Raw genomic sequence first — 19,872 nt, forward strand, 5'->3', positions numbered from 1 at the left:
GGAAGATATGAAGACTGAATCTATCATTAGAATTGATAACGTTACGAAAACATTTGGAGCGTTCACCGCGATCAATCAAATTTCACTTGAAGTACCTAAAGGCTGCTTTATGACCTTACTAGGTCCGAGTGGCTGTGGTAAAACAACGCTCATGCGCATGATTGCAGGCTTTCACGAGCCTGACGCTGGAGATATTTTCATTGAAGGAGCACGTGTCAATAATACGGCTGCGAACAAACGAAAAACTCCGCTAGTGTTTCAAGAATATGCATTGTTTCCACATATGTCGGTATTCGAAAATATTTCGTATGGTCTAAAGGTGAATAAGTATCCCAAGGCGGAAATAAAGCAAAAGGTTGAAGAAATGCTAGATATGTTTGGGCTAAAAGGGATGGAGCATCGCTTTCCCAAAGAGATGAGTGGTGGACAGCAGCAACGTGTTGCTTTTGCAAGAGCACTAATTATGGGACAAAATATTATTTTAATGGATGAGCCTCTAAGTAATTTGGATGCCAAGATGAGAGTTGAGGTCCGTAATGAACTAAGAGATTTACAGCAGCGCACAGGGGTTACCGCAATTTTCGTCACGCATGATCAGGATGAAGCACTTTCAATGTCCGATTACATTGCGGTATTTAATAAAGGCACAATTAGTCAGATCGGGACGCCATGGGATATTTATAACAAACCTAGTAACCGTTTTGTTGCGGAATTTGTGGGTGTAGCCAATTTGATCGTAGGGGAAGTTCTCCATGTAGAAAACGATCATATTACGGTGCAATGTGATGGTCATAACTATGTGATAGAGCAAGAAGGACATAGCTTTTCTGTAGGTGAACAGGTACAGCTTATGATTCGTCCTGAAAGCTTGTACATTAGCTCAGGTATGCAAACCAAGAATCAATCCTCCTCTTCTATTCAAGGTTATATTAAGAAAAGCAGCTTTTTAGGACGGTTGATTCGCTATTGGGTAACTAGTGGATCCAGGGAGTGGATTGTAGATATCGCTAACCCTGAAAAGCAGCTTGCTGGCGTTGTTTCATTAACATTAGATACATCGAAAATGCACTTACTAAAGTTAGAAAGTGAATAGTGAAGGTTGAAAAGTATGGAAGCGATACAAACGAAGCAGCTGTTGGAGGCTTATGAAACGTTACAGCAATTACAAGCGGCTCCAATCGATAAGCGTGAAGAGCTACTACAGATGTTGAAACCTGCGTGGGTTCTAGTTACGAATAACAATCAAGAGTATAACCAATATAAAACGGAGTGGAGCAACTTACGAGTATAACGAATTGCGGGCTGTTTGTGACAGGTGAGGATACCGGTGTATTGACATCCCGTTTACCTCAGCAACCAGAGAGGATTGAAGATTAATGAAGAATTCTTTAGCTCGCACATACCGCATGCTAGTCACAGATATTGACGGTACACTTGTCGATCACGAACAAAGAATTAGTGAGCTAAACGCAGAGAAAATTCGTGCCTTCCAAGAGCAGGGTGGCATTGTTACTATAGCGACAGGGAGAATGGAGAAGGCAGCCTACCGCTTTATTGAGGAGCTAGGCATTAAGCATCCTGTTATTTTATATAATGGAGCCAAAATTGTGGACTTTGAAAGCAATACAAGCTCACTTGAGTTATTCCTACCTGTTGCAGTTATTCAGTCAGCACTGAAGATTATGACTATGCACGGGTTGAATATGATTTTTTATGTAGATGGAGAGCTTTGGGTTTCGTCGATAAATGCTACGATTGAAACCTATATGCGAAAGGATGGTGTTGTTTGTCAGACGTGGGATAGCTCGAACTTTTTATTAGAAGTACCGGTAACTAAAATTTTGATTATTCAAGAGGATAAGAACTTCTCTGTTGTCAATCAAAGATTTTTAAGTGATCCGGAATGTGAGCTCGTATCTTCAGAGGAAACGTATTTAGAAATTTTACCTCCATTTGCTTCAAAGGGAGCTGCATTAAAGTTACTTGCCTCACAGCTTGGTATTCCTATTGAAGAAGTGATTGCTATTGGCGATCATCTCAATGATAAGGAAATGTTAATGGAAGCAGGCTTAGGTGTAGCTGTACAAAATGCACATCCAGACCTTAAGCGAGTTGCTGGATATATTGCACCCTCTAATTTGGAGCACGCAATAGCTGATGTGATTGAAAAATTTTGCTTGAAAGAGTCCTGACCTATCTATGCTCGATGTCTTGAAAAAGAAATGAGGAGAGTGTTCCCTTGAAAAGATTATTGTCTGTTGTATTAGTCATTGCTGTTAGCATTGGTTTATTGCCAGCTCAATCTCAAGCTACTTCATTGTCGTTTTACGAGGAATTAGCAGCTCACTGGGCACCAACGGTGTATCAGGATGTCAATGAAACATATGGTGTACGTGCAGATTATATGACGAAGTTTAATTATGACGGAGATTGGAGAGGCGATAATAATTGGGAGAATCTATTCAATTATAATATCCTTCCATCTGTCTATTATTCTGTACGTGAAACATTGACACATTACTTCATTGAATATGATTTTTACTATCCTCGTGATGATGGACCGATTAATTTGGAAAAACACGAGCATGATTTGGAAGGAAGTATTTTTGTTATTCGCAAAGATAGCACTACGTATGGCTCACTACATCTAATAGAAACTCAAGCACATAATCATTGGTATCAGTATACGAATAATTCCAGTATTACATCTGGTAGTGATAATATTGATGGTGGAATTTTATTAGATGGACATCGTCCTAAGCTATACATTTCTGCTAACGGTATTGGTAGTGATGCTGGTCATGGTGTTCATGCTTATGATGGCAGGTCTGCTAATGGTGGGGATGGCATTGTATTTAAATATCAAACAGGAAATGCTGTAATGCCAACGAATACGTCCGGCAGCTACACACAGATTTATGATTATGCTCTTATTTCAATGGATGAGCTTTGGGATCGAAGAATGGATACAGGAGGAGCGGGTTATACGTATAATGCATTTGGATATTTTCACGGAGATACCTATTCGAATAGCTCATGCACCTTACCTTGGGCAAAGGATGATCCGGATGATGGTCCATTGTACAAAGGAATATATTGGTCTGATCCTGCCTTTTTCATCGATACTCATCTGAATGGGCTTGGTGAATTTTCACATACCTATGTATACAACCCTTATTATTCTCATAAAATTACGATCACTAACGTGTCTAGCAAGGCAAATAAGGACCCATTTAACGATGAGAGCGACGTATTTTTGAAAATTAGTGTCAATGGTCAGGAGCATATTAATAGCAAACATTGGAAAGACAATCAGATGCCCAAAGATGTGACGAAAAATGTGTATTGGGGCTATGAGCAAGCTGAATTTGGTAATCAATATTCAGAGCCATTCAATACGATTTATATCGCTGAACCACCAAATACCGTTGTTCGTATAGAAGTGCTAGATAAAGACGGAACCTCAGGCGATGATACGATGGGAGTATTACTAGCGACACCGTCTCCCGGACAAACGATTACCTGGACGAATGCTTTGACATCTACTGGAGAAGCTGCTGTTACTGCCACTGTAACTGCCAAAGAGTTATAAAGAAAACTAGTCTATTATTTTTAAAAGCTTTCTTTATCGAACAAAAACTGTTTACTTGAGAAGAAAACAGAAGGTGACGCGAAGATGTAATTTCGCATCACCTTCTATTTTTGAATTTTGATAAATGCAAAGTCGATCACTGAAGGTTTTACTATGGAAATCTGTATCCGCTAATCAATAGTTGTAATACTGAAGAGCCATTCAAAGATGATCGATCATTGGATGGTTTTTTGTGCGCTTGTGGGAGAAGAGAGCGATAGGGTGCCAATCGTATAGATGATTAAAGAGTGTTGACTAGATGTTCTATCTGTTATATATTAAGTATAACAGATAGAACAGATCTTGCTTAGTCATTTATATTGTATAGATCCATTAATTCACGTATTGAAGTTAAACATACGTTGCTTTCGAGGCTGCTGTTCTATGGTTGGAAAATATCTATGGGAGCAACAAAAAGTTCGGTATATGCTTCCGAAGTGACTTTTTGTTAACTTAGGAGTCAATCAAGAAGTAACGCAAAGTTAGGTATATGCTTCCGAAGTGACTTTTTGTTGACTTAGAAGTCAATCAGGGAGCAACAAAAAGTTTTAGGAGGTGATGAATATGCTGTTAGCCATTGATTTGCAATCTGAGACACCTATCTACACGCAGATTGCACAGCAAATTATTGAAGGGATAGCGAAAGGTGAACTTATTCCAGGGGAAGGCTTACCGTCGGTACGCGCTTTAGCTGTAGATTTGGGTGTGAATTTGCATACCGTTAACAAAGCTTATCATCTATTGAAACAAGATGGTTATGTACAAATTAATCGCAAGCAAGGTGTCATCATTGAGCCTGACGCATTGCCAATCGCTGATGAACAGTTTAAGAAAAACTTACTAGAGCGATTGAGACCTCTTATTGCGGAGGCAATAGCTAGAGGAATGGAAATGAATCAGTTTGAAGAGCTTGTAGGTACATCATTCAATGAGTTACTGCCTAATCGTAGCTAACTATTGAAAAGTTGAAGTAGATGCTTCCGATGTGCTTTTCATTCACAGGAAGCATATCAGGTAGCTATTGAAAAGTTGAAGCGTATGCTTTCGCTGTACTTTTCGTACGAAAAGTTGAAGGAGATGAATGGAATGGAATTTTGGATATTAATCGCGTTATTCATACCGATCATTGCAATCATGGCAATTACCCCGCTAATTACAAGGAAGGTTGAGGCATTTGGTGTAACTGTACCAGAAGGCGTCAAGCAGGAGCCATTCGTCAAAAAGCACATTAAAAGATACATTATATTATGTACCGCTCTTGGCTTAGTTCTAATGGTCATATTATTAATGCTATTACAAAGTAATCAAGAAGAATCTTTTTACGCTATAGTTTATTCTTGCTTAATATTTGCTTATATCATCGGCAGCTTTATTATCTATTATGTTAGCCATTTGCAGATCAAAAAGTGGAAACAAGCGCAAAGTTGGTTTGATGAGCAGCTTGCTACGCAAAGGATTGTTGTACAAACAGGTTTTTATAATAAGAGCACGACGATTTCGTTAGCATGGTATATACCGCATTTACTACTAGTGATAGGTACTGTAATTTACAGTCTGATCAATTATGAAAAGTTTCCCGCAATCATTCCTATGCAATATAATTTCGCTGGGGAAGTGACTAGAAGTGTCGAGAAGAGTTTATCATCGGTACTTGGACTATCTGGGGTCGCTCTAACGATGATAGTTGTATTTATTTTCTCACACATTTCAATTTCCAAAGCAAAGCAAATTGTAGAAAGTAAAGATCCAGAAGGATCAGTTGAGCGGAATCGTATCTTCCGCTATTCTTGGTCGATCTTTATGGCGATAACTGGATTTCTAATCGTATTCATTATGTGCTTAGGTCAACTATCATCTTTACTCGAAATTTCGAACGACATGTACATGCTAGTCGTATTTCCGGTAATTGGAGTAATTATTGTTGGATCAATTGTATTAAGTATAAAAACAGGTCAAGGTGGCTCGCGCATTAAGCTTAATGGCTCGAATGCTCAAAGTAAGGTAGCGGTTGCGGATCAAGATCAATTCTGGAAAGCAGGAGTGTTCTATTGGAATCGTAATGATCCTGCGATCTTTGTGGAAAAACGATTTGGTGTTGGCTGGACAATGAATTTTGCTAGACCGTTAAGCTGGTTAATTATTATTGGGATTTTCGCTATTGTATTAATTCCGACCATTTTCTTATCGTAGTATTCAATGAGTAGGTAAAGGGATATGTTGGAAAATGTAGAATTAATATTATGTGGTAAGCGGTAGTGCGAAGCTTAACTATTTCTTACTACTAAGGTCATTCACCAACTTAATAAAGCAAAAAGTATCACTACAACCGATCCAACCGAGCAACTGTGGCGCTGTAACGCCAAAAGTGTCACTACAGCTGATCCATTTGGGCTACTAGGTCTCTCTTATATTGGAATCTAAGTAGTAACAACTATTTAATATCAAGCGTATGCTTTCGAGGTGAACTTATTTTGTTAAAGAGAAGTGAAATCGAGGAAGCAACAAAAAAGTTTTTAGGAGGATATACGAATGAAACCATTTAATTATTTAATGAAATCTGTCTTTTTCCTTGCCCTTATTTTCTTTGTTTTCTTATCTCCTATCAGTCAACTGAGCGTGTCAGCAGCGAATCCAGATTGGGTACCTGTACGAGTAGCAGCTGAGTCGATTGGAGCTAGAGTGGATTGGAATCAAGCTGAACAATTGGTTACGATCAAACGAGGTAATCTCACGGCAATTATTCCGGTCGGGAAAGAACAAGCGTTGATCAACGATAAAGAACTGAACATGGAATTTTCAGCTATGATGAAAGATCATAGCACTTATATTTCCTTAAACGATTTCAATGCTATATTCGGCATCGATGCGAACTGGGATAAAGTACAACAAACAGTCAGCTTTGCTGCAACCGATTTGGCAGGACTTTCAAGCTTGTTTGTATATCAACTATTTTCAGGAAATGTAGCGGGTCTGCCTGCCATGATGAATGAAGCATTAAGACCGAATCTTCCTGAACAAGCTCTTGCAATCATTGGACAACAGTATTCTGCTGTTTATGGTAAGCCGCTGATGCAGCAGTCTCTAACGATCGAGAACAACGGCGTACATACAAATGTTATTATAGTTTATGAAACCAATGCATTGCCTTTGAAGATTACATTAAGATTTGATGCTAATCAATTAATTGATGATCTGTACATGGAACAAGTGGCTGTTGCCGATACTTATCAGAAACCAGCTTATGATATTGGAAATTATTCTGAAATAGATGTAGTAATCGGGGAAGGTATGTTTGCAGTACCGGGAACATTAACTATTCCTGAAGGAGAAGGACCATTTTCTGCGGTTGTTCTTGTTCATGGTTCTGGTCCACATGATCGCGATTCTACAATTGGCGCAGTTAAAATATTTAAAGATATTTCAGTCGGCCTAGCTGCTCAAAATATAGCTACATTGCGCTATGAAAAAGTAACGAAGGAGCATAATGTGAAAGTAGCTTCTTTACCAAAATTTACTTTGAACAATGAATCTGTCGATGATTCTATTTTGGCAGTCAAATTGTTAAAGGGCAGAAGTGAGATTGATCCTACTCATATTTATATTGTTGGTCATAGTCAAGGTGGTTACGTCGTTCCAAAGATTTTCGAGAATGATAAGGATAACGATATCGCAGGGGCTATACTGCTTTCAGCGCCAAGTGGTAATTTGGCAGATGTACTGAAAGAACAGCAGGTGGATGCTCTAGATCGGTTGAAAAAATTAGGATATTCTTCTGAGATTATTGCTAGCCAAGAACAGACGGCTGCATTCATTAGTCAGACAGTAGATTTAATCAATGATCCGACGTATTCGACAGAAAAATTACCGGAGTCATTCCCAATCCCTCCTGCTTATTGGTGGTATGAGCAAAGAGATTACTTACCAGCTCAGATGGCAAAGCTACAAAATGAACGAATGCTTATCATCCAAGGAGAGAATGATTGGCAAGTAAGTATGAATCAATTCAATGGTTGGAAGAAAGAATTGGAAAGCCGAACCAATATATCATATATTTCCTATCCGAATATTAATCATGTTCTAACTGAATATGAAGAACTATCGATTGGTTCAGAGTATTATCTGCCTTCCAATGTTAGTGGGAAATTAATTACTGACATGGTGAAATGGATTAAGCAATAATGCGGAAAACACGAACAACAGCTCTTAATTGTAGAGAAAAACGAATGTTTGTAACTTTTTATCGAAAAACATTCGTAAAATGATTGACAACAATGTGTCTACCTCGATAAAATTAAAGACGGAATACAACAAAAGCATATACTTTCGTATAATCTCAAGAATCGGCTTGAGAGTCTCTACTAGATCACCGTAAATGATCAGGCTACGAAGGATGAAAGAAAGCCACTAGGCCAGTGGTATATTTCTTTCCTTTTTGCAGAGCCTAGAGAGATGCGAGTTACGCATTTTCTTTGGGCTTTTTTGCTTGTTCCATCACAATTTTGGGAGGTTATATTCAAAATGGAGCGTTTCTTTCGATTAAAGGAACTAGGAACAAATGTAAGAACTGAAATTATGGCAGGTCTAACAACATTCATGACAATGGCATACATTCTAGCGGTTAACCCAATGATTCTTGGTAGCGCTGGTATGGACGTGAACGGAGTATTTCTAGCTACTGCTTTGTCAGCAGGTATTTTCACAATTGCAATGGGGATCTTCGTAAACTTCCCAGTAGCACTTGCTCCAGGTATGGGATTGAACGCTTATTTCGCATCAGTAATTCTTGCTTCAGCGGCCACAGATACGCCGATTACTCCAGCAATGGGCTTAACGGCAGTATTTATCTCAGGAGTTATCTTCATCATCTTAACAATTACGCAAATTCGTCAGATGTTAATTGATGCAGTACCGGATAGCCTGAAGCATGCGATTACAGTTGGTATTGGTCTATTCATTACGGTTATCGGTATGAAGGGTAGCGGCTTGATGACCATCAATGTGGAAAGCTTTGATAATATTACAAAAGGTGTATTTACACCAGTTACGAGTAATGAGACAGTTATCGGTCTAGGTAGCTTCTCCAATGAAACAATGGTCTTTACGATCATTGCATTACTACTTACAGGAATTATGATGGTACTTAAAGTTCCAGGTGCGATTCTGTGGGGAATGTTAGCAACAACTCTTCTGGCGATCGTAACTGGAAATGTTGATGCTGGTGCTTCATTATCAGGTGCTCAATGGATGCCAGACTTCAGCACAATGCACTTTGCGGACTTCGACTTCGCGGGTGTTATAGAAGTCGGGCTAATTACAGTAATTCTTACATTCACATTCGTAGAAATGTTCGATACATTCGGCACTTTAGTTGGTACAGCTACTCGTGCTGGTTTTATGAAAGATAAAGTAAAAGGTAAAAAAATAGTAGGTAAAGCAATGTTTGTTGACGCAATTGGCGTAAGTGGTGGTGCTGTGCTTGGTACAAGTACAGTAACAGCTTTTGTTGAGAGCTCATCTGGTATTGCACAAGGTGGCCGTACTGGTCTAACAGCTGTTACGACAGGTATCTGTTTCTTGCTTTCAATCTTTATCGCACCGCTAGTTATGTTAGTGCCAGGCTCTGCAACTTCTGCAGCACTAATTATTGTTGGTGTACTTATGATGCAATCGGTGAAAGAAATTGACTTCTCTGATATGGTGTATGCAATTCCTGCATTCTTCATTATCGCGTTTATGCCTTTCTCTTACAGCATCGCTAACGGTATCTCTTTCGGTATCGTGTTCTATGTTGTACTTGCTACAGTTGCTAACCTAGCGAAAAAAGGTCAGTATAAAGTCCACTGGTTAATGTGGGTACTAGCGGTACTAATTATCTATCGTTATGTGTTTATGGGGTAGCTAATAAATTAGAAAAAAACAAAAAGAAGCAGTGCTTGGCCGGCGCTGCTTCTTTTTGTTGTTAAATATATATTTAATTGGATTCTTCGACCTGACTGAACTGCCAATTGATGCCGAATTGATCGGTAATCATACCATAGCATTTACTCCAAAACGTTTCTTGTAGCTCCATCGCTATAGTACCACCTACTTTTAATTGCTCGTAAGCCGATTCTATTTCGTTGCGATCAGTACTTACAAGGGCAAGCATAACATTGTTTCCAGCGGTAAAGGGCATACTTGGGAAGACATCGGAGAACATCACATTACTTCCGCTAATTTGCAATCTAGCATGCATAATTAGATTTTTTGTATCCTCGTGTTGTGCTTCTCCAGGCGCATCTGGAATATCGCCAAAAGTCATATTAACGCTACAATTGGCTTTGTTACGCCGCAAGTGCGGAATGAAGTGCAAGAATGATCTTCATAGCGTGCTAATGGTGATCAAGCAGGATTGAAGAACAAACGAGCGGACACACAGGACGCTAATTAGCTAAAAACCACCACTTTAGGATGTAAGAGGACTCACAGGACCCTATTGATAGTATTTCACTGAATATTCACTAGCAAACGAGTGAATAAGATCCTGTGAGTCCGCGAAAACTCGAAATGAGCGGAAAACGCAGAAATAAGATCCTGTGAGTCCGCTAGTATTGCCAATGGGTTTGGGTTGTGCTGAGCTCGGCAATGTGCTGAATGGAATTAAGCGCAAGTTGCTGAGCTCAGCAACGAATGCCGCAGTTGCTCCATCTGACGCACATTAAGGCTACATTTGGCTTTGTTATATGCACGAGTGCCAAGGGGCCAAAAGCTTACTGGAAAATGATTAATTATGCCTATAACGTACCTGATGTACGCTTAAGCGTACAAATTTTAATAGTTAAGCACTTATTATGAGGTTGAGCCATTATTTTGCGGGGAATTTCATCAATTAAAGCATTACTTGCGCAGTTGGTAACATTATAGTGAACTAATGGGTGGAAATCTGCTAGAATTAGTTGAGATAGAACAATCTACATAGCTATGACAAATAAGTTTATTGGGATGAAAAACATACGAAGTGGAAAATTACATAGTAAGGTTAGGTGAAATAATGTACAAGGTAGATTTAAATTGTGATATGGGTGAAAACTTTGGTATATATAATTTAGGACAAGATGAAGAATTAATGAAGTATATTACGTCAACAAATATTGCATGTGGCTATCATGCTGGAGATCCAATGACAATGCGCAAGACGGTAAAGCTAGCGCTTCAATATGGTGTGGCTATCGGTGCTCATCCAGGATTACCAGATATGGCAGGGTTCGGAAGACGTGTAATGGATATTAGTGCAGAAGAAATATATGGATTAGTACTGTATCAGATCGGGGCTTTGCAGGCATTTGCAAAGGCCGAAGGAACATCGATTACGCATGTGAAGCCTCATGGGGCATTATATCAAATGGCGAATCGAAGTACAGATATCGCGGAAGCTATTGCTGAGGCAGTATACCGTATAGGTGATGATGTATATTTGGTTGGTCAGTCCAACAGTAAACTTGTTAAAGCGGGGGCAAGAGCAGGTCTTCGTACGATGCATGAAGTATTTGCTGATCGTAATTATGAGAAAGACGGTTCGTTGACGCCAAGATCGCATGAACAAGCGCTAATTGTTCAATCCAAATACTCAACAGAGCGTGTCATTCGTATGGTGCGAGAGCATAAGGTTGATAGTAGAACAGGTGAAGAAATGAATATGCGTGCAGATACAATCTGTGTACATGGGGATTCACCCGATGCTTTAGAGCATGTGATTCAGTTGTCGCAGGCATTGTCAGAAGCAGGCATTGAAGTCATCCATCCTGTTTAGAGGAAGCTCTAAACGTCCGACTGTGATAACGAAGTGATGCTAACGTAGCATATTCGACGTCGAATATGAAGCGAATTTGGAAAGTACGGTTCGCGTGTACGTAATCATGTACACTTGCGCTTCCGTCTTTCGAAAATTAGCTCCATCTTCTCGGTTCTGACAGCCGAACGTTTAGAGCCTTTATTGAAATAGCGGTAGTTCAAAAAGCGGACTTTGATAACGATGTTACGCTAACGTAGCATAGTCGGCATCGAATATGAAGTGAACTTGGAAAGTATAGCATAAGCTTCCGATGTATGTTTCTTGCAGAAACATTGTAGGTCCACATGTACCAAACACGTACACTTGCGCTTCCGCCTTTCTCAAGTAGCACTCCATCTTCTCGATTCTGAAAGCCCGCTTTTTGAACCTTCATTTGAAGCTTCGGTCATTGACCGCTTGTGTACTCGTACCGTACACGTTGCTGGATGTTGTTTCATTGTAATAGGTTAGATTAAACAGCGGACTTCGATAACGATGTTGCGCCAAAAATTTCTAAAACATCGTTAGGATGAAAGGGGCTTATGTATGGAATATTCATTATTGCCGTTAGGTGAGAAGGCTGTCATTATTCGACTTGGGCATGAAATTAATGAACAAACGCATCATAAGGTAATGAGTTTATTGCAAGCTTTGGAGCTTGAACCAATGCATGGTGTCATTGAATATGTAGCTGCTTACTGTTCGATTACAGTTCATTATAATCCTTTGCTAATGAAAGCAGCTAGCTTGCTCAAGCAATCTGCCTCTCAGATGTTACAAATGCAATTACAACAACGAATCGAACAATATGAGCAGCAAGCTGTTGAAGCTGCTCATGTGGAGCATCGCGTTATTGAAATCCCTGTTTGCTATGGTGGTTTCTATGGTCCTGATCTATCTGAAGTAGCCAGATATAATGAGCTGACTACCGATGCTGTAGTGCAAATACATTGTGAAAAATCATATCTTGTACATATGCTAGGTTTCGTACCAGGATTCCCCTATCTAGGTGGAATGGACAAACGTATTGCTACACCTCGTAAAGCAATTCCAAGAACTCATATTGTAGCAGGAAGTATCGGGATTGCCGGAGAGCAGACAGGTATTTATCCACTTGCTACACCTGGTGGGTGGCGTATTATAGGTCGCACGCCATTACGAATGTTCAATCCGCTAGATGAGGTGCCCACATTAGTACAGGCTGGTGATTGGATTAAATTTATTCCGATAACGGTGGAACAGTTCGAAGACATCAGTACATCACAATGGACTTGAGAGGAAAGGATGCGTCGTGTATGGGGATTGAAGTCATTAGAGCGGGGATACTTACTACGATTCAAGATTTGGGTAGATACGGTTATCAAAAGTTTGGGCTCAATATTAATGGGGCGATGGATGAAGGTGCGGCAAGGGTAGCCAATATTTTACTTGGCAATGACGAGAAGAATGCCGTTCTAGAGCTTACATTGACAGGTGCTTCATTAAAGATGACTGCTGATCATCTTATCGCAATATGTGGTGGAGATATGTCAGCGACAATGAATGGGCAATCGATACCGATGTGGCAACCTTTCATTGCATCCAAAGATGCTGTAATTAATTTTACTCATTATAAAAATGGCTGTAGAGTATACATCGCTATTGCAGGCGGGATAGCTATACCAGCTGTACTTGGAAGTTATAGTACGAATATGCGTGCTACTATCGGTGGATATGAAGGTAGAGCTTTACGCAATGGAGATATGATTGAAGTGTCTGAAATGCGCAACCAAAGCTGTTCAATGGGATTGTGGCAGAAGCTACAGGACGGTGATACAAGAGCATTTAACGCCCAGCATTTTGGTATGGCACATGAGGATAGTGTAACGATTCGATTTATCGCGGGTCCTGAATATGAGCTATTAGATGAAGCTAACAAACAGAAATTTACCCAGTCCAAATGGTTCATTGACGCTCAATCAGATAGAATGGGATATCGATTGCAAGGCCCATCGTTAGCAATGATCAGTAAGCAAGAGTTAATTACAGAAGGTGTCGTTCATGGAACAGTACAATTACCGGCTAATGGGCAACCGATTGTATTACTTTCAGATCGCCAAACGACAGGTGGATATCCGCGTATTGCGGTTGTAGCGGCAGTTGATATTCCGATATTTGGTCAGTTGAAACCAGGTAGTGCGATTACCTTTACAGCAATAACGATTGAGGAAGCAGAACAACTGCTTGTTGAATCGGAGCAAGATATTAAGCGATTGAAAATTGCTATTCAATTAAAGAGCAAGCAGTAATTGAATAGCAAGCTTAATCATTTGAAAAATAAGAAATGGGTTGGTAGTCGTCTTAATGAGCCATCTGAAGGCTTATTGATGATGTTTCCATTAAAGACGAGTGAAGAAGAACCGCCACCGTCTAAATTATAGGCATCAACGGCTCCATATCCTTTAAGGATCGTTTGCAGTTCAGCAAGCGTCGCGCCTTTACTACCATTTGTGTTGTAGCCATCGGTCACCATCAATAATAGCTGATCATCTTTATAGTTTGCAATAATCGTCCGCGGTGCCCGTGCAGGATTCGTTTTCCATTTATCTGGAATCGTTTGAGAAGCTCCATTTTTCAATAAGACAGGTACAAAGGTTGCCCCAAATTTAGGCTTTAATTTGTCTAATTGAGCTTTTTTGCTAAATTTGCCCCCGATTAGCTTATTGTTGGCATTCATACCAACGAAAAATAGATCAGATCGACTCGGTTGAAATCCTTGAATATATTCTCCGTCCATAACCGTTGTTCCAAGTGGATAACGATTGCCTCTAGCATCAGCAAAGCCGCCTGCATTAATGGCCACTGCCGCGCTGTAAGTTTTTGCTGCGGTAAGAGTTGTCATTGTTTCGCCTAGCTTGTCCCCACCCATTACCATCTTCATCGATTCCTTGCTTTTCAGCTTTATCTTAACAACATAAGATTGGAAATTATCATGATTAATATAGAAGAGTTGAGCACGTAATTTCTTCGAATCGATAGTAGCAGAAGGCTTGCCGAGACGAGTTGTTATTTTTTTATCATAAATTGATAATGGTATTTGTTTGCTTGTAGCGATTAATTTCGCGACGGCAGCTATTTCATTATTCATTTTCTCGTAAAGCTCGTAGTAATCGTCGATATATTGCATCGTTTCATTCGCAAGATCTACATTTGCAGCTAACTGCTCATTAGCTTTAACAGAGAGTTCTTCACGTTGTTGAGAAGATTCGGTTATTGTATGCTTCGGATTAAGATCATCCTGTAAATCGAATTGAAACGAAGTGGCAATCATCCATACAAACAAACCTATGACTGGTGCGGTTACAAATACAAAAGTGCGATTCATCCATTTTACGGCATTCATTATTTCAGTAACTCCAAGCTCTTTTTAAGTTCATTAAGTTGAGTTTTCATCGCATTGAGCTGGGTATAAAGCATATTACTGTTATCTGTACTTGAATCCGCATTGTCTTTTGTAAAGGTTAATAGCTCATTAAGTTGTTCGATTTTAATCTGAAGATCTGATAGTTGGGCAATATAGCTCGTTTCGAGTTGTGCAATTTGCTCATCGTAGCTTGTTTGTAGTGTTTTAATTTGCGCCGATGTTTGCTCTTCAATTTGCTGGGTGACTCCTTTTTTGAAATGCTCCATATAGGAATGAGTGGCGTAAAAGCCACCAACAATTAATAGTAGCCATAGCATGAGAAAGTTAATAAATGCGAACCGAGATCTTCTTTTTTTGCTGCTTTCCTTACGACGTACTGCTGATACTTCTTCTGCTTGTAATTGTGTCATATCACTTTCACCTCAATAATTAGACGTTAACAACATGAGTAATTGTTGCAACATTATATATTGTAACATTTTGAATTGGTTGATGGTGGTGTATAATGAAAATAGTAAGAGGCATATAATGGAGGTTAAATAAATGAATCAATTAGCTACATTTGCAGGAGGCTGTTTCTGGTGCATGGTTACACCGTTCGATCAAATTCCTGGTGTAATCAAAGTAACATCAGGTTATACAGGTGGTCATACGGAAAATCCAACGTATGAAGAAGTATGCTCAGATACAACGGGTCACATTGAAGCAGTTCAAATAGAATACGATCCAACATTACTTAGCTATGAGAAATTGTTAGAGTTGTACTGGCAACAAATTGATCCAACAGATATTGAAGGGCAGTTTAACGATAAGGGACATTCATATCGTACATTTATTTTCTATCATTCTGATGAGCAACAAGAACTAGCGGAGGCTTCGAAAGCGGAGCTGGCAGCTAGCGGTCGCTTCACAAAACCGATTGTGACAGAGATTGTTGCGGCACAAGATTTTTATTTAGCCGAAGAACATCATCAGGATTATTACAAGAAAAATCCGTTCCGCTACAAAATGTATGCTAAAGGATCAGGCAGAGAGAGTTTTATTAAACATCACTGGTCTATTAAAAAGAATGAAAGTGAACTAAGAGCACGTCTTACGCCAATTCAGTATGAAGTAACGCAAAACAATGCGACTGAAGCTCCGTTCCGTAATGAGTTCTGGGATCATCAAGGAGAAGGCGTCTATGTTGATATTGTTTCTGGGGAGGCTTTATTTAGCTCTAAAGATAAATTCGACGCGCATTGTGGCTGGCCTAGCTTTACAAAACCACTGGAAAATCAGAATGTACTAGAAGAGGTTGACGTAACGCATGGAATGATTCGGACGGAGGTTCGTTCGAAGGAAGGCGATTCTCACTTAGGTCATGTATTTGAGGATGGACCTGACCCTACTGGAATGCGCTATTGTATCAATTCGGCATCACTTCGGTTTATTCCGAAAGATCAATTAGTGGAAAGTGGCTTCGGTCATTACTTGAGTTTATTTCAGTAAAGTATAATTCGGTAAATGACATATTCCAGAATGGGAGATAATAATATGACAGAATCGAATGTATATAGTTCAGTTGAACATTGTGAGCAAATTATCGAAGCGATTCAAAGTCGTAGAACGATTGGTAGAGTGAAGCAGGATAGCGTTCCAAAAGCTATTATCGAAAAATTGATTGAGGCTGCAACATGGGCGCCAAGTCATCATAATACGCAGCCATGGAGATTCGTCGTTATGACTGGTGAAGGTCGAGCAAAGCTTGGCCAAGGCTATGCAGAAGTATTTACTGCAGTAACAGGTGAGACGGATGAAGATAAAAGAGCTAAAGAAGCTAAGAAGGCTTTCCGTTCGCCGGTTGTTATTGCGGCAATTTGTTCTCCATCAGATGATCCGCGAGCAGTAATCGAGGAAGAGTTAGCAGCAGCACAAGCAGCAGTGCAAAACTTATTGCTTGCTGCACATGCCTATGGCTTAGGTGCGATTTGGCGTTCTGGGTCACCGATGTATCATGAGGCTATGCACAAACAATTCGATCTGCGCGAAGACGAATCTATTGTTGGATTTATCTATATTGGCTATGCCGATATGATTCCGCCGGTTGCTACTCGCCGATCTGCGGCAGAAGTTACACAGTGGCTAGGCTAGAAGAAGTTCAAAATTGATAACGAAGAAAGTGTTAAAGTAGCATAGTCGACATCGCATCTGAGGCGAACTTGGAAAGTATAGCATAAGCTTCCGATGTAAGTTTCTTGCAGAAACATTGTAGGCGCTCACGTACCCAAAACGTACGCTGTGCTACTGGTTTCCGCTGTGGGTCATCTACTTGGCGGGAGACAAGCGAATGTTTTGAACTTGCACTTACATTATTAATTAGAAATAAGGCTGTTCGTGGTTGACGTTAATGATTAACGTCGTTCATGAACAGCCTTTTTATGTAGAGCGAACCAAATTGCAAAATCTAAAGTTCAAGCTTTGCAACATTGAAATTCTCACTTAGCAGATACCAATTTGTATCCGCAGTAATTCCCAGCTTCCAATAACTAACACCTCTGAGACCATGTTGTTTCACGAGATTGAATTTGGCTTGAAGACTGCGAGCATCCTCGAACCAGACGATGTGTTGCTTTGCATTTTCATCATAAAATGAAAAATGAGGAGATTGGGCAGTGACATCATACTCGATGGCTGCTTTTTTCTCGCGTGCAAGTGTAGTTGCAGCTTCTGTACTTAATGCTCTAGCACGCGAGACGCCTTCTTCGTAAGGCAATGTCCACTCGTATCCATACAGCGGAATGCCAAGCATTATCTTGTTAGCTGGAATTTCGGTCAAAGCGTAATTAATAACTTTCGATACTTCGTTGAGTGGGGCGACTGCTCGCGGAGGTCCTCCAGTCCAGCCCCATTCGTAAGTCATAATGATAACAAAATCAAGCACTTCGCCATGTACTTTATAATCATGAGCTTCATAAAGTACCCCTACTTGGTCAGCATTGATTTTGGGAGCAACTGCTGATGACACCAAATAGTTAAATTGATGTAGATGCTTTGTGATGTCTCGCAGAAATTGATTATATAGCTCACGATCTGCAGCTGGAATATATTCAAAATCAATATTTAGCGCTTTGAAGCCACGATCCGTCATTGTGTTAGAAACAGTCGTAATAAGATGAGTGTAGGATTGTTGTGTATTGAGCACATGGGAAATAAGTTCGCCACTAAAGCCTTGATCTGAAATATTTGAAATAGCCATCATAGGTGTAACGCCATTAGCAATTGCAACTTCGCGCAGTGCTTCATCGTTAAGCGGTAGCAGTGTACCATCTTCTTGAATATGGTAGCTGAATATGGTGAGATAGGTTAGCTCATTGGCATGATCTGTTACTTCTTTTTGTGCGTTCTCATCGTAACGTTCAATATAACCGTTCACTTCTATCGTTGTTAATTGCGGAGTAGGGATTTTAATAATCTGCCCTGGCTTTATAAGAGCGGGATTACTGATATTATTAGCGTCCGCAATTTCTTGTAGACTTAATCCATATTGGCGAGCAATAGCCCATAATGATTCTCCGCGTGCAACTTTATGAGTTTTACTACTAGATGGAGTAGGGATAATTAATGCTTGACCAACGACAAGGGCATCACTTGGTTGTATATTATTCACTTCAACAAGATGCTCAAGCGGTACGCCATAGATTCGTGCCAAATTCCACAATGAATCATTCCGCGAAACGGTATGTATTTGCATGCTTTACCTCCCAAAGTTTTTGATAGGAATTAATTGAACATATGATTGAAATATGATCATTTTTCATCCGATAATCGTTCGCAAGTGGTGCTACTGTTACTACTTAGTTCATTCACCAACTTAATAAAGCAAAAATGAAACTACGGACGCGACTTTTGAGCAATTGTGGAGCTGTAACGCTAAAAATGACCCTACGGACGCTACATTCGAGCAATTGTGGCGCCGTAACACCAAAATTGACGCTACGGATGCGACTATCGAGCAATTATGTCCCTCTTAACTTGAAACCTAATTGGTCACAAAAAAGTAACCTTGTTTTTCATCCCTACACCTATGCCTTAGCGAAGCGAACTAATCGTTCTCCTCTGCTCTAGCGGAGAGAACTAATTGCTAGTGGAGAAGCGATAGCGTTCGTTTTTGTCCTCGGATTTATACCACTATTCCTAATACAATAAATCCGAGGACAACGGCGATCGGAACAGCAATTAGTTTTCGGAGCGGACTCCGATCCCTGATTAGTTCTCGCAGCTTAATATACTCATATATATTCATCTGAAATTGCCTATATTATAAGAAATAGAAATAATTGTAGTTCATGTAGGTTTATTCGTTTCGGAGATTACATTTCATGTTAGATATCAGTGAACTTACGGGAAAAACGTCAATATTTAGCTGTTAACATTTCAATTTGTGTTAGAAAAGCGAACTATAATAATTGAATGATGATTAATGTTCGTATTTTGTTGACAGTATACATAGAGTTAGATAAACTATAAGTGCAAGTGCGAAAGTCGAATGTTTTGACATCACGAAGGTGAGCTAAACGTACAGATTGTAAAGTGAATTAGGTTAATAAGATAGCTTGTTGAATAACTAATATTATGATTGAAAAATTATGTATATAACTCGTATATGTTTGAGGGAATGGCTCAAACGTTTCTACCCGGAACCAATACTTTCTGGACTACGAACTTATTGAAGCGATTGAATGAAACGGTAAATAGCACTTACCTAGCGAAAATTGGATATGTTAATATTTCTAATGGTGACTAGTGTAACTTTTTATACGTCAATGGAGTTTGCTTTTAACTTCGATCAATTCATAAGCGGAAACATACGTATTAGCTTATTAATTATTATGTTGCTAATATAGTTATGTTTCATCGAAGTCCAGTAGCAATTCTGAAATAGTTTGCTAGTGGACTTTTTGTGTTTTTTGTTTTAATTGCATGTATAAATTGTGATTAAATTCATGTAGAGATTATCATTAGATTGAAGTAAAGATCATTAACTTT

The 19,872-nt window shown here is 39.6% G+C and carries 16 protein-coding genes, 1 pseudogene and 2 riboswitches; of the genes and pseudogenes, 13 read left to right on the forward strand and 4 right to left on the reverse strand.

All coding sequences use genetic code 11. The features are described 5' to 3' along the window. Window positions 1-7: 7 nt before the first annotated feature. The 8 genes from AC1TO5_RS07275 to AC1TO5_RS07310 all read left to right on the forward strand — a co-directional run bounded on the left by AC1TO5_RS07275 (window position 8) and on the right by AC1TO5_RS07310 (window position 9,529). A complete protein-coding gene (locus tag AC1TO5_RS07275; protein ID WP_482062134.1) occupies window positions 8-1,093 on the forward strand; it encodes an ABC transporter ATP-binding protein in 1,086 nt (361 codons plus the stop codon). Between the two features lie 15 nt (window positions 1,094-1,108). Continuing rightward, on the forward strand, window positions 1,109-1,291 hold the full coding sequence (locus AC1TO5_RS07280; RefSeq protein ID WP_482062135.1) for a hypothetical protein: 183 nt from the start codon (window positions 1,109-1,111) through the stop codon (window positions 1,289-1,291). 85 nt (window positions 1,292-1,376) lie between these two features. Beyond that, the gene (locus tag AC1TO5_RS07285) at window positions 1,377-2,192 is read left to right on the forward strand and encodes a Cof-type HAD-IIB family hydrolase (RefSeq protein WP_482062136.1); all 816 of its coding nucleotides are present in this window, start codon (window positions 1,377-1,379) and stop codon (window positions 2,190-2,192) included. A gap of 47 nt (window positions 2,193-2,239) precedes the next feature. After that, window positions 2,240-3,592, forward strand: a complete 1,353-nt coding sequence (locus tag AC1TO5_RS07290; protein ID WP_482062137.1) for a C2 domain-containing protein — start codon at window positions 2,240-2,242, stop codon at window positions 3,590-3,592. Between the two features lie 603 nt (window positions 3,593-4,195). Continuing rightward, complete coding sequence (locus AC1TO5_RS07295) at window positions 4,196-4,585, forward strand: GntR family transcriptional regulator (protein ID WP_482062138.1); 390 nt, start codon at window positions 4,196-4,198, stop codon at window positions 4,583-4,585. A 132-nt stretch (window positions 4,586-4,717) separates the two neighbouring features. Then, window positions 4,718-5,821 (forward strand): DUF1648 domain-containing protein, encoded by a 1,104-nt coding sequence (locus tag AC1TO5_RS07300; RefSeq protein ID WP_482062139.1) that lies wholly within the window; start codon window positions 4,718-4,720, stop codon window positions 5,819-5,821. 339 nt (window positions 5,822-6,160) lie between these two features. Next, window positions 6,161-7,810, forward strand: a complete 1,650-nt coding sequence (locus tag AC1TO5_RS07305) for an alpha/beta hydrolase family protein (RefSeq protein WP_482062140.1) — start codon at window positions 6,161-6,163, stop codon at window positions 7,808-7,810. Between the two features lie 124 nt (window positions 7,811-7,934). Continuing rightward, window positions 7,935-8,035, forward strand: a riboswitch (purine riboswitch). Between the two features lie 114 nt (window positions 8,036-8,149). Further along, window positions 8,150-9,529, forward strand: coding sequence for an NCS2 family permease (locus AC1TO5_RS07310; RefSeq protein WP_482062141.1), 1,380 nt, complete (start codon window positions 8,150-8,152; stop codon window positions 9,527-9,529). A 73-nt stretch (window positions 9,530-9,602) separates the two neighbouring features. On the opposite strand, the pseudogene AC1TO5_RS07315 reads toward AC1TO5_RS07310, so the two are convergent. Next, window positions 9,603-9,932 (reverse strand): annotated as a pseudogene (locus AC1TO5_RS07315) (VOC family protein); the annotation flags it as partial. A gap of 729 nt (window positions 9,933-10,661) precedes the next feature. On the opposite strand from AC1TO5_RS07315, the gene AC1TO5_RS07320 reads away from it, so the two are divergent. The 3 genes from AC1TO5_RS07320 (at window position 10,662) to AC1TO5_RS07330 (ending at window position 13,729) form a co-directional block, all read left to right on the forward strand. Continuing rightward, entirely contained in the window at window positions 10,662-11,420 is a 759-nt protein-coding gene (locus AC1TO5_RS07320; RefSeq protein WP_482062142.1) for a LamB/YcsF family protein, read from the forward strand. A gap of 567 nt (window positions 11,421-11,987) precedes the next feature. Continuing rightward, window positions 11,988-12,716, forward strand: a complete 729-nt coding sequence (gene pxpB / locus AC1TO5_RS07325) for a 5-oxoprolinase subunit PxpB (protein WP_482062143.1) — start codon at window positions 11,988-11,990, stop codon at window positions 12,714-12,716. A 20-nt stretch (window positions 12,717-12,736) separates the two neighbouring features. Beyond that, entirely contained in the window at window positions 12,737-13,729 is a 993-nt protein-coding gene (locus AC1TO5_RS07330; RefSeq protein WP_482062144.1) for a 5-oxoprolinase subunit C family protein, read from the forward strand. Window positions 13,730-13,746: 17 nt separating this feature from the next. On the opposite strand, the gene AC1TO5_RS07335 is transcribed toward AC1TO5_RS07330, so the two are convergent. Beyond that, complete coding sequence (locus AC1TO5_RS07335; RefSeq protein ID WP_482062145.1) at window positions 13,747-14,823, reverse strand: phosphodiester glycosidase family protein; 1,077 nt, start codon at window positions 14,821-14,823, stop codon at window positions 13,747-13,749. Then, window positions 14,823-15,254, reverse strand: a complete 432-nt coding sequence (locus AC1TO5_RS07340) for a hypothetical protein (RefSeq protein WP_482062146.1) — start codon at window positions 15,252-15,254, stop codon at window positions 14,823-14,825. Before AC1TO5_RS07340 ends, AC1TO5_RS07335 begins: the two co-directional genes overlap by 1 nt. A gap of 133 nt (window positions 15,255-15,387) precedes the next feature. Between AC1TO5_RS07340 and msrA the strand changes: the two genes are divergently transcribed. Further along, entirely contained in the window at window positions 15,388-16,335 is a 948-nt protein-coding gene (msrA, locus tag AC1TO5_RS07345) for a peptide-methionine (S)-S-oxide reductase MsrA (protein ID WP_482062147.1), read from the forward strand. A gap of 45 nt (window positions 16,336-16,380) precedes the next feature. Beyond that, window positions 16,381-16,977, forward strand: coding sequence for a nitroreductase family protein (locus tag AC1TO5_RS07350; RefSeq protein ID WP_482062148.1), 597 nt, complete (start codon window positions 16,381-16,383; stop codon window positions 16,975-16,977). A 313-nt stretch (window positions 16,978-17,290) separates the two neighbouring features. Here AC1TO5_RS07350 and AC1TO5_RS07355 read toward each other — a convergent pair whose 3' ends face one another. Beyond that, a complete protein-coding gene (locus AC1TO5_RS07355) occupies window positions 17,291-18,577 on the reverse strand; it encodes a glycoside hydrolase family 18 protein (protein WP_482062149.1) in 1,287 nt (428 codons plus the stop codon). Window positions 18,578-19,463: 886 nt separating this feature from the next. Continuing rightward, window positions 19,464-19,564: riboswitch (purine riboswitch) on the forward strand. The last annotated feature ends 308 nt before the right edge of the window (window positions 19,565-19,872 follow it).

This window comes from Paenibacillus sp. Y930 (genome assembly GCF_056786375.1).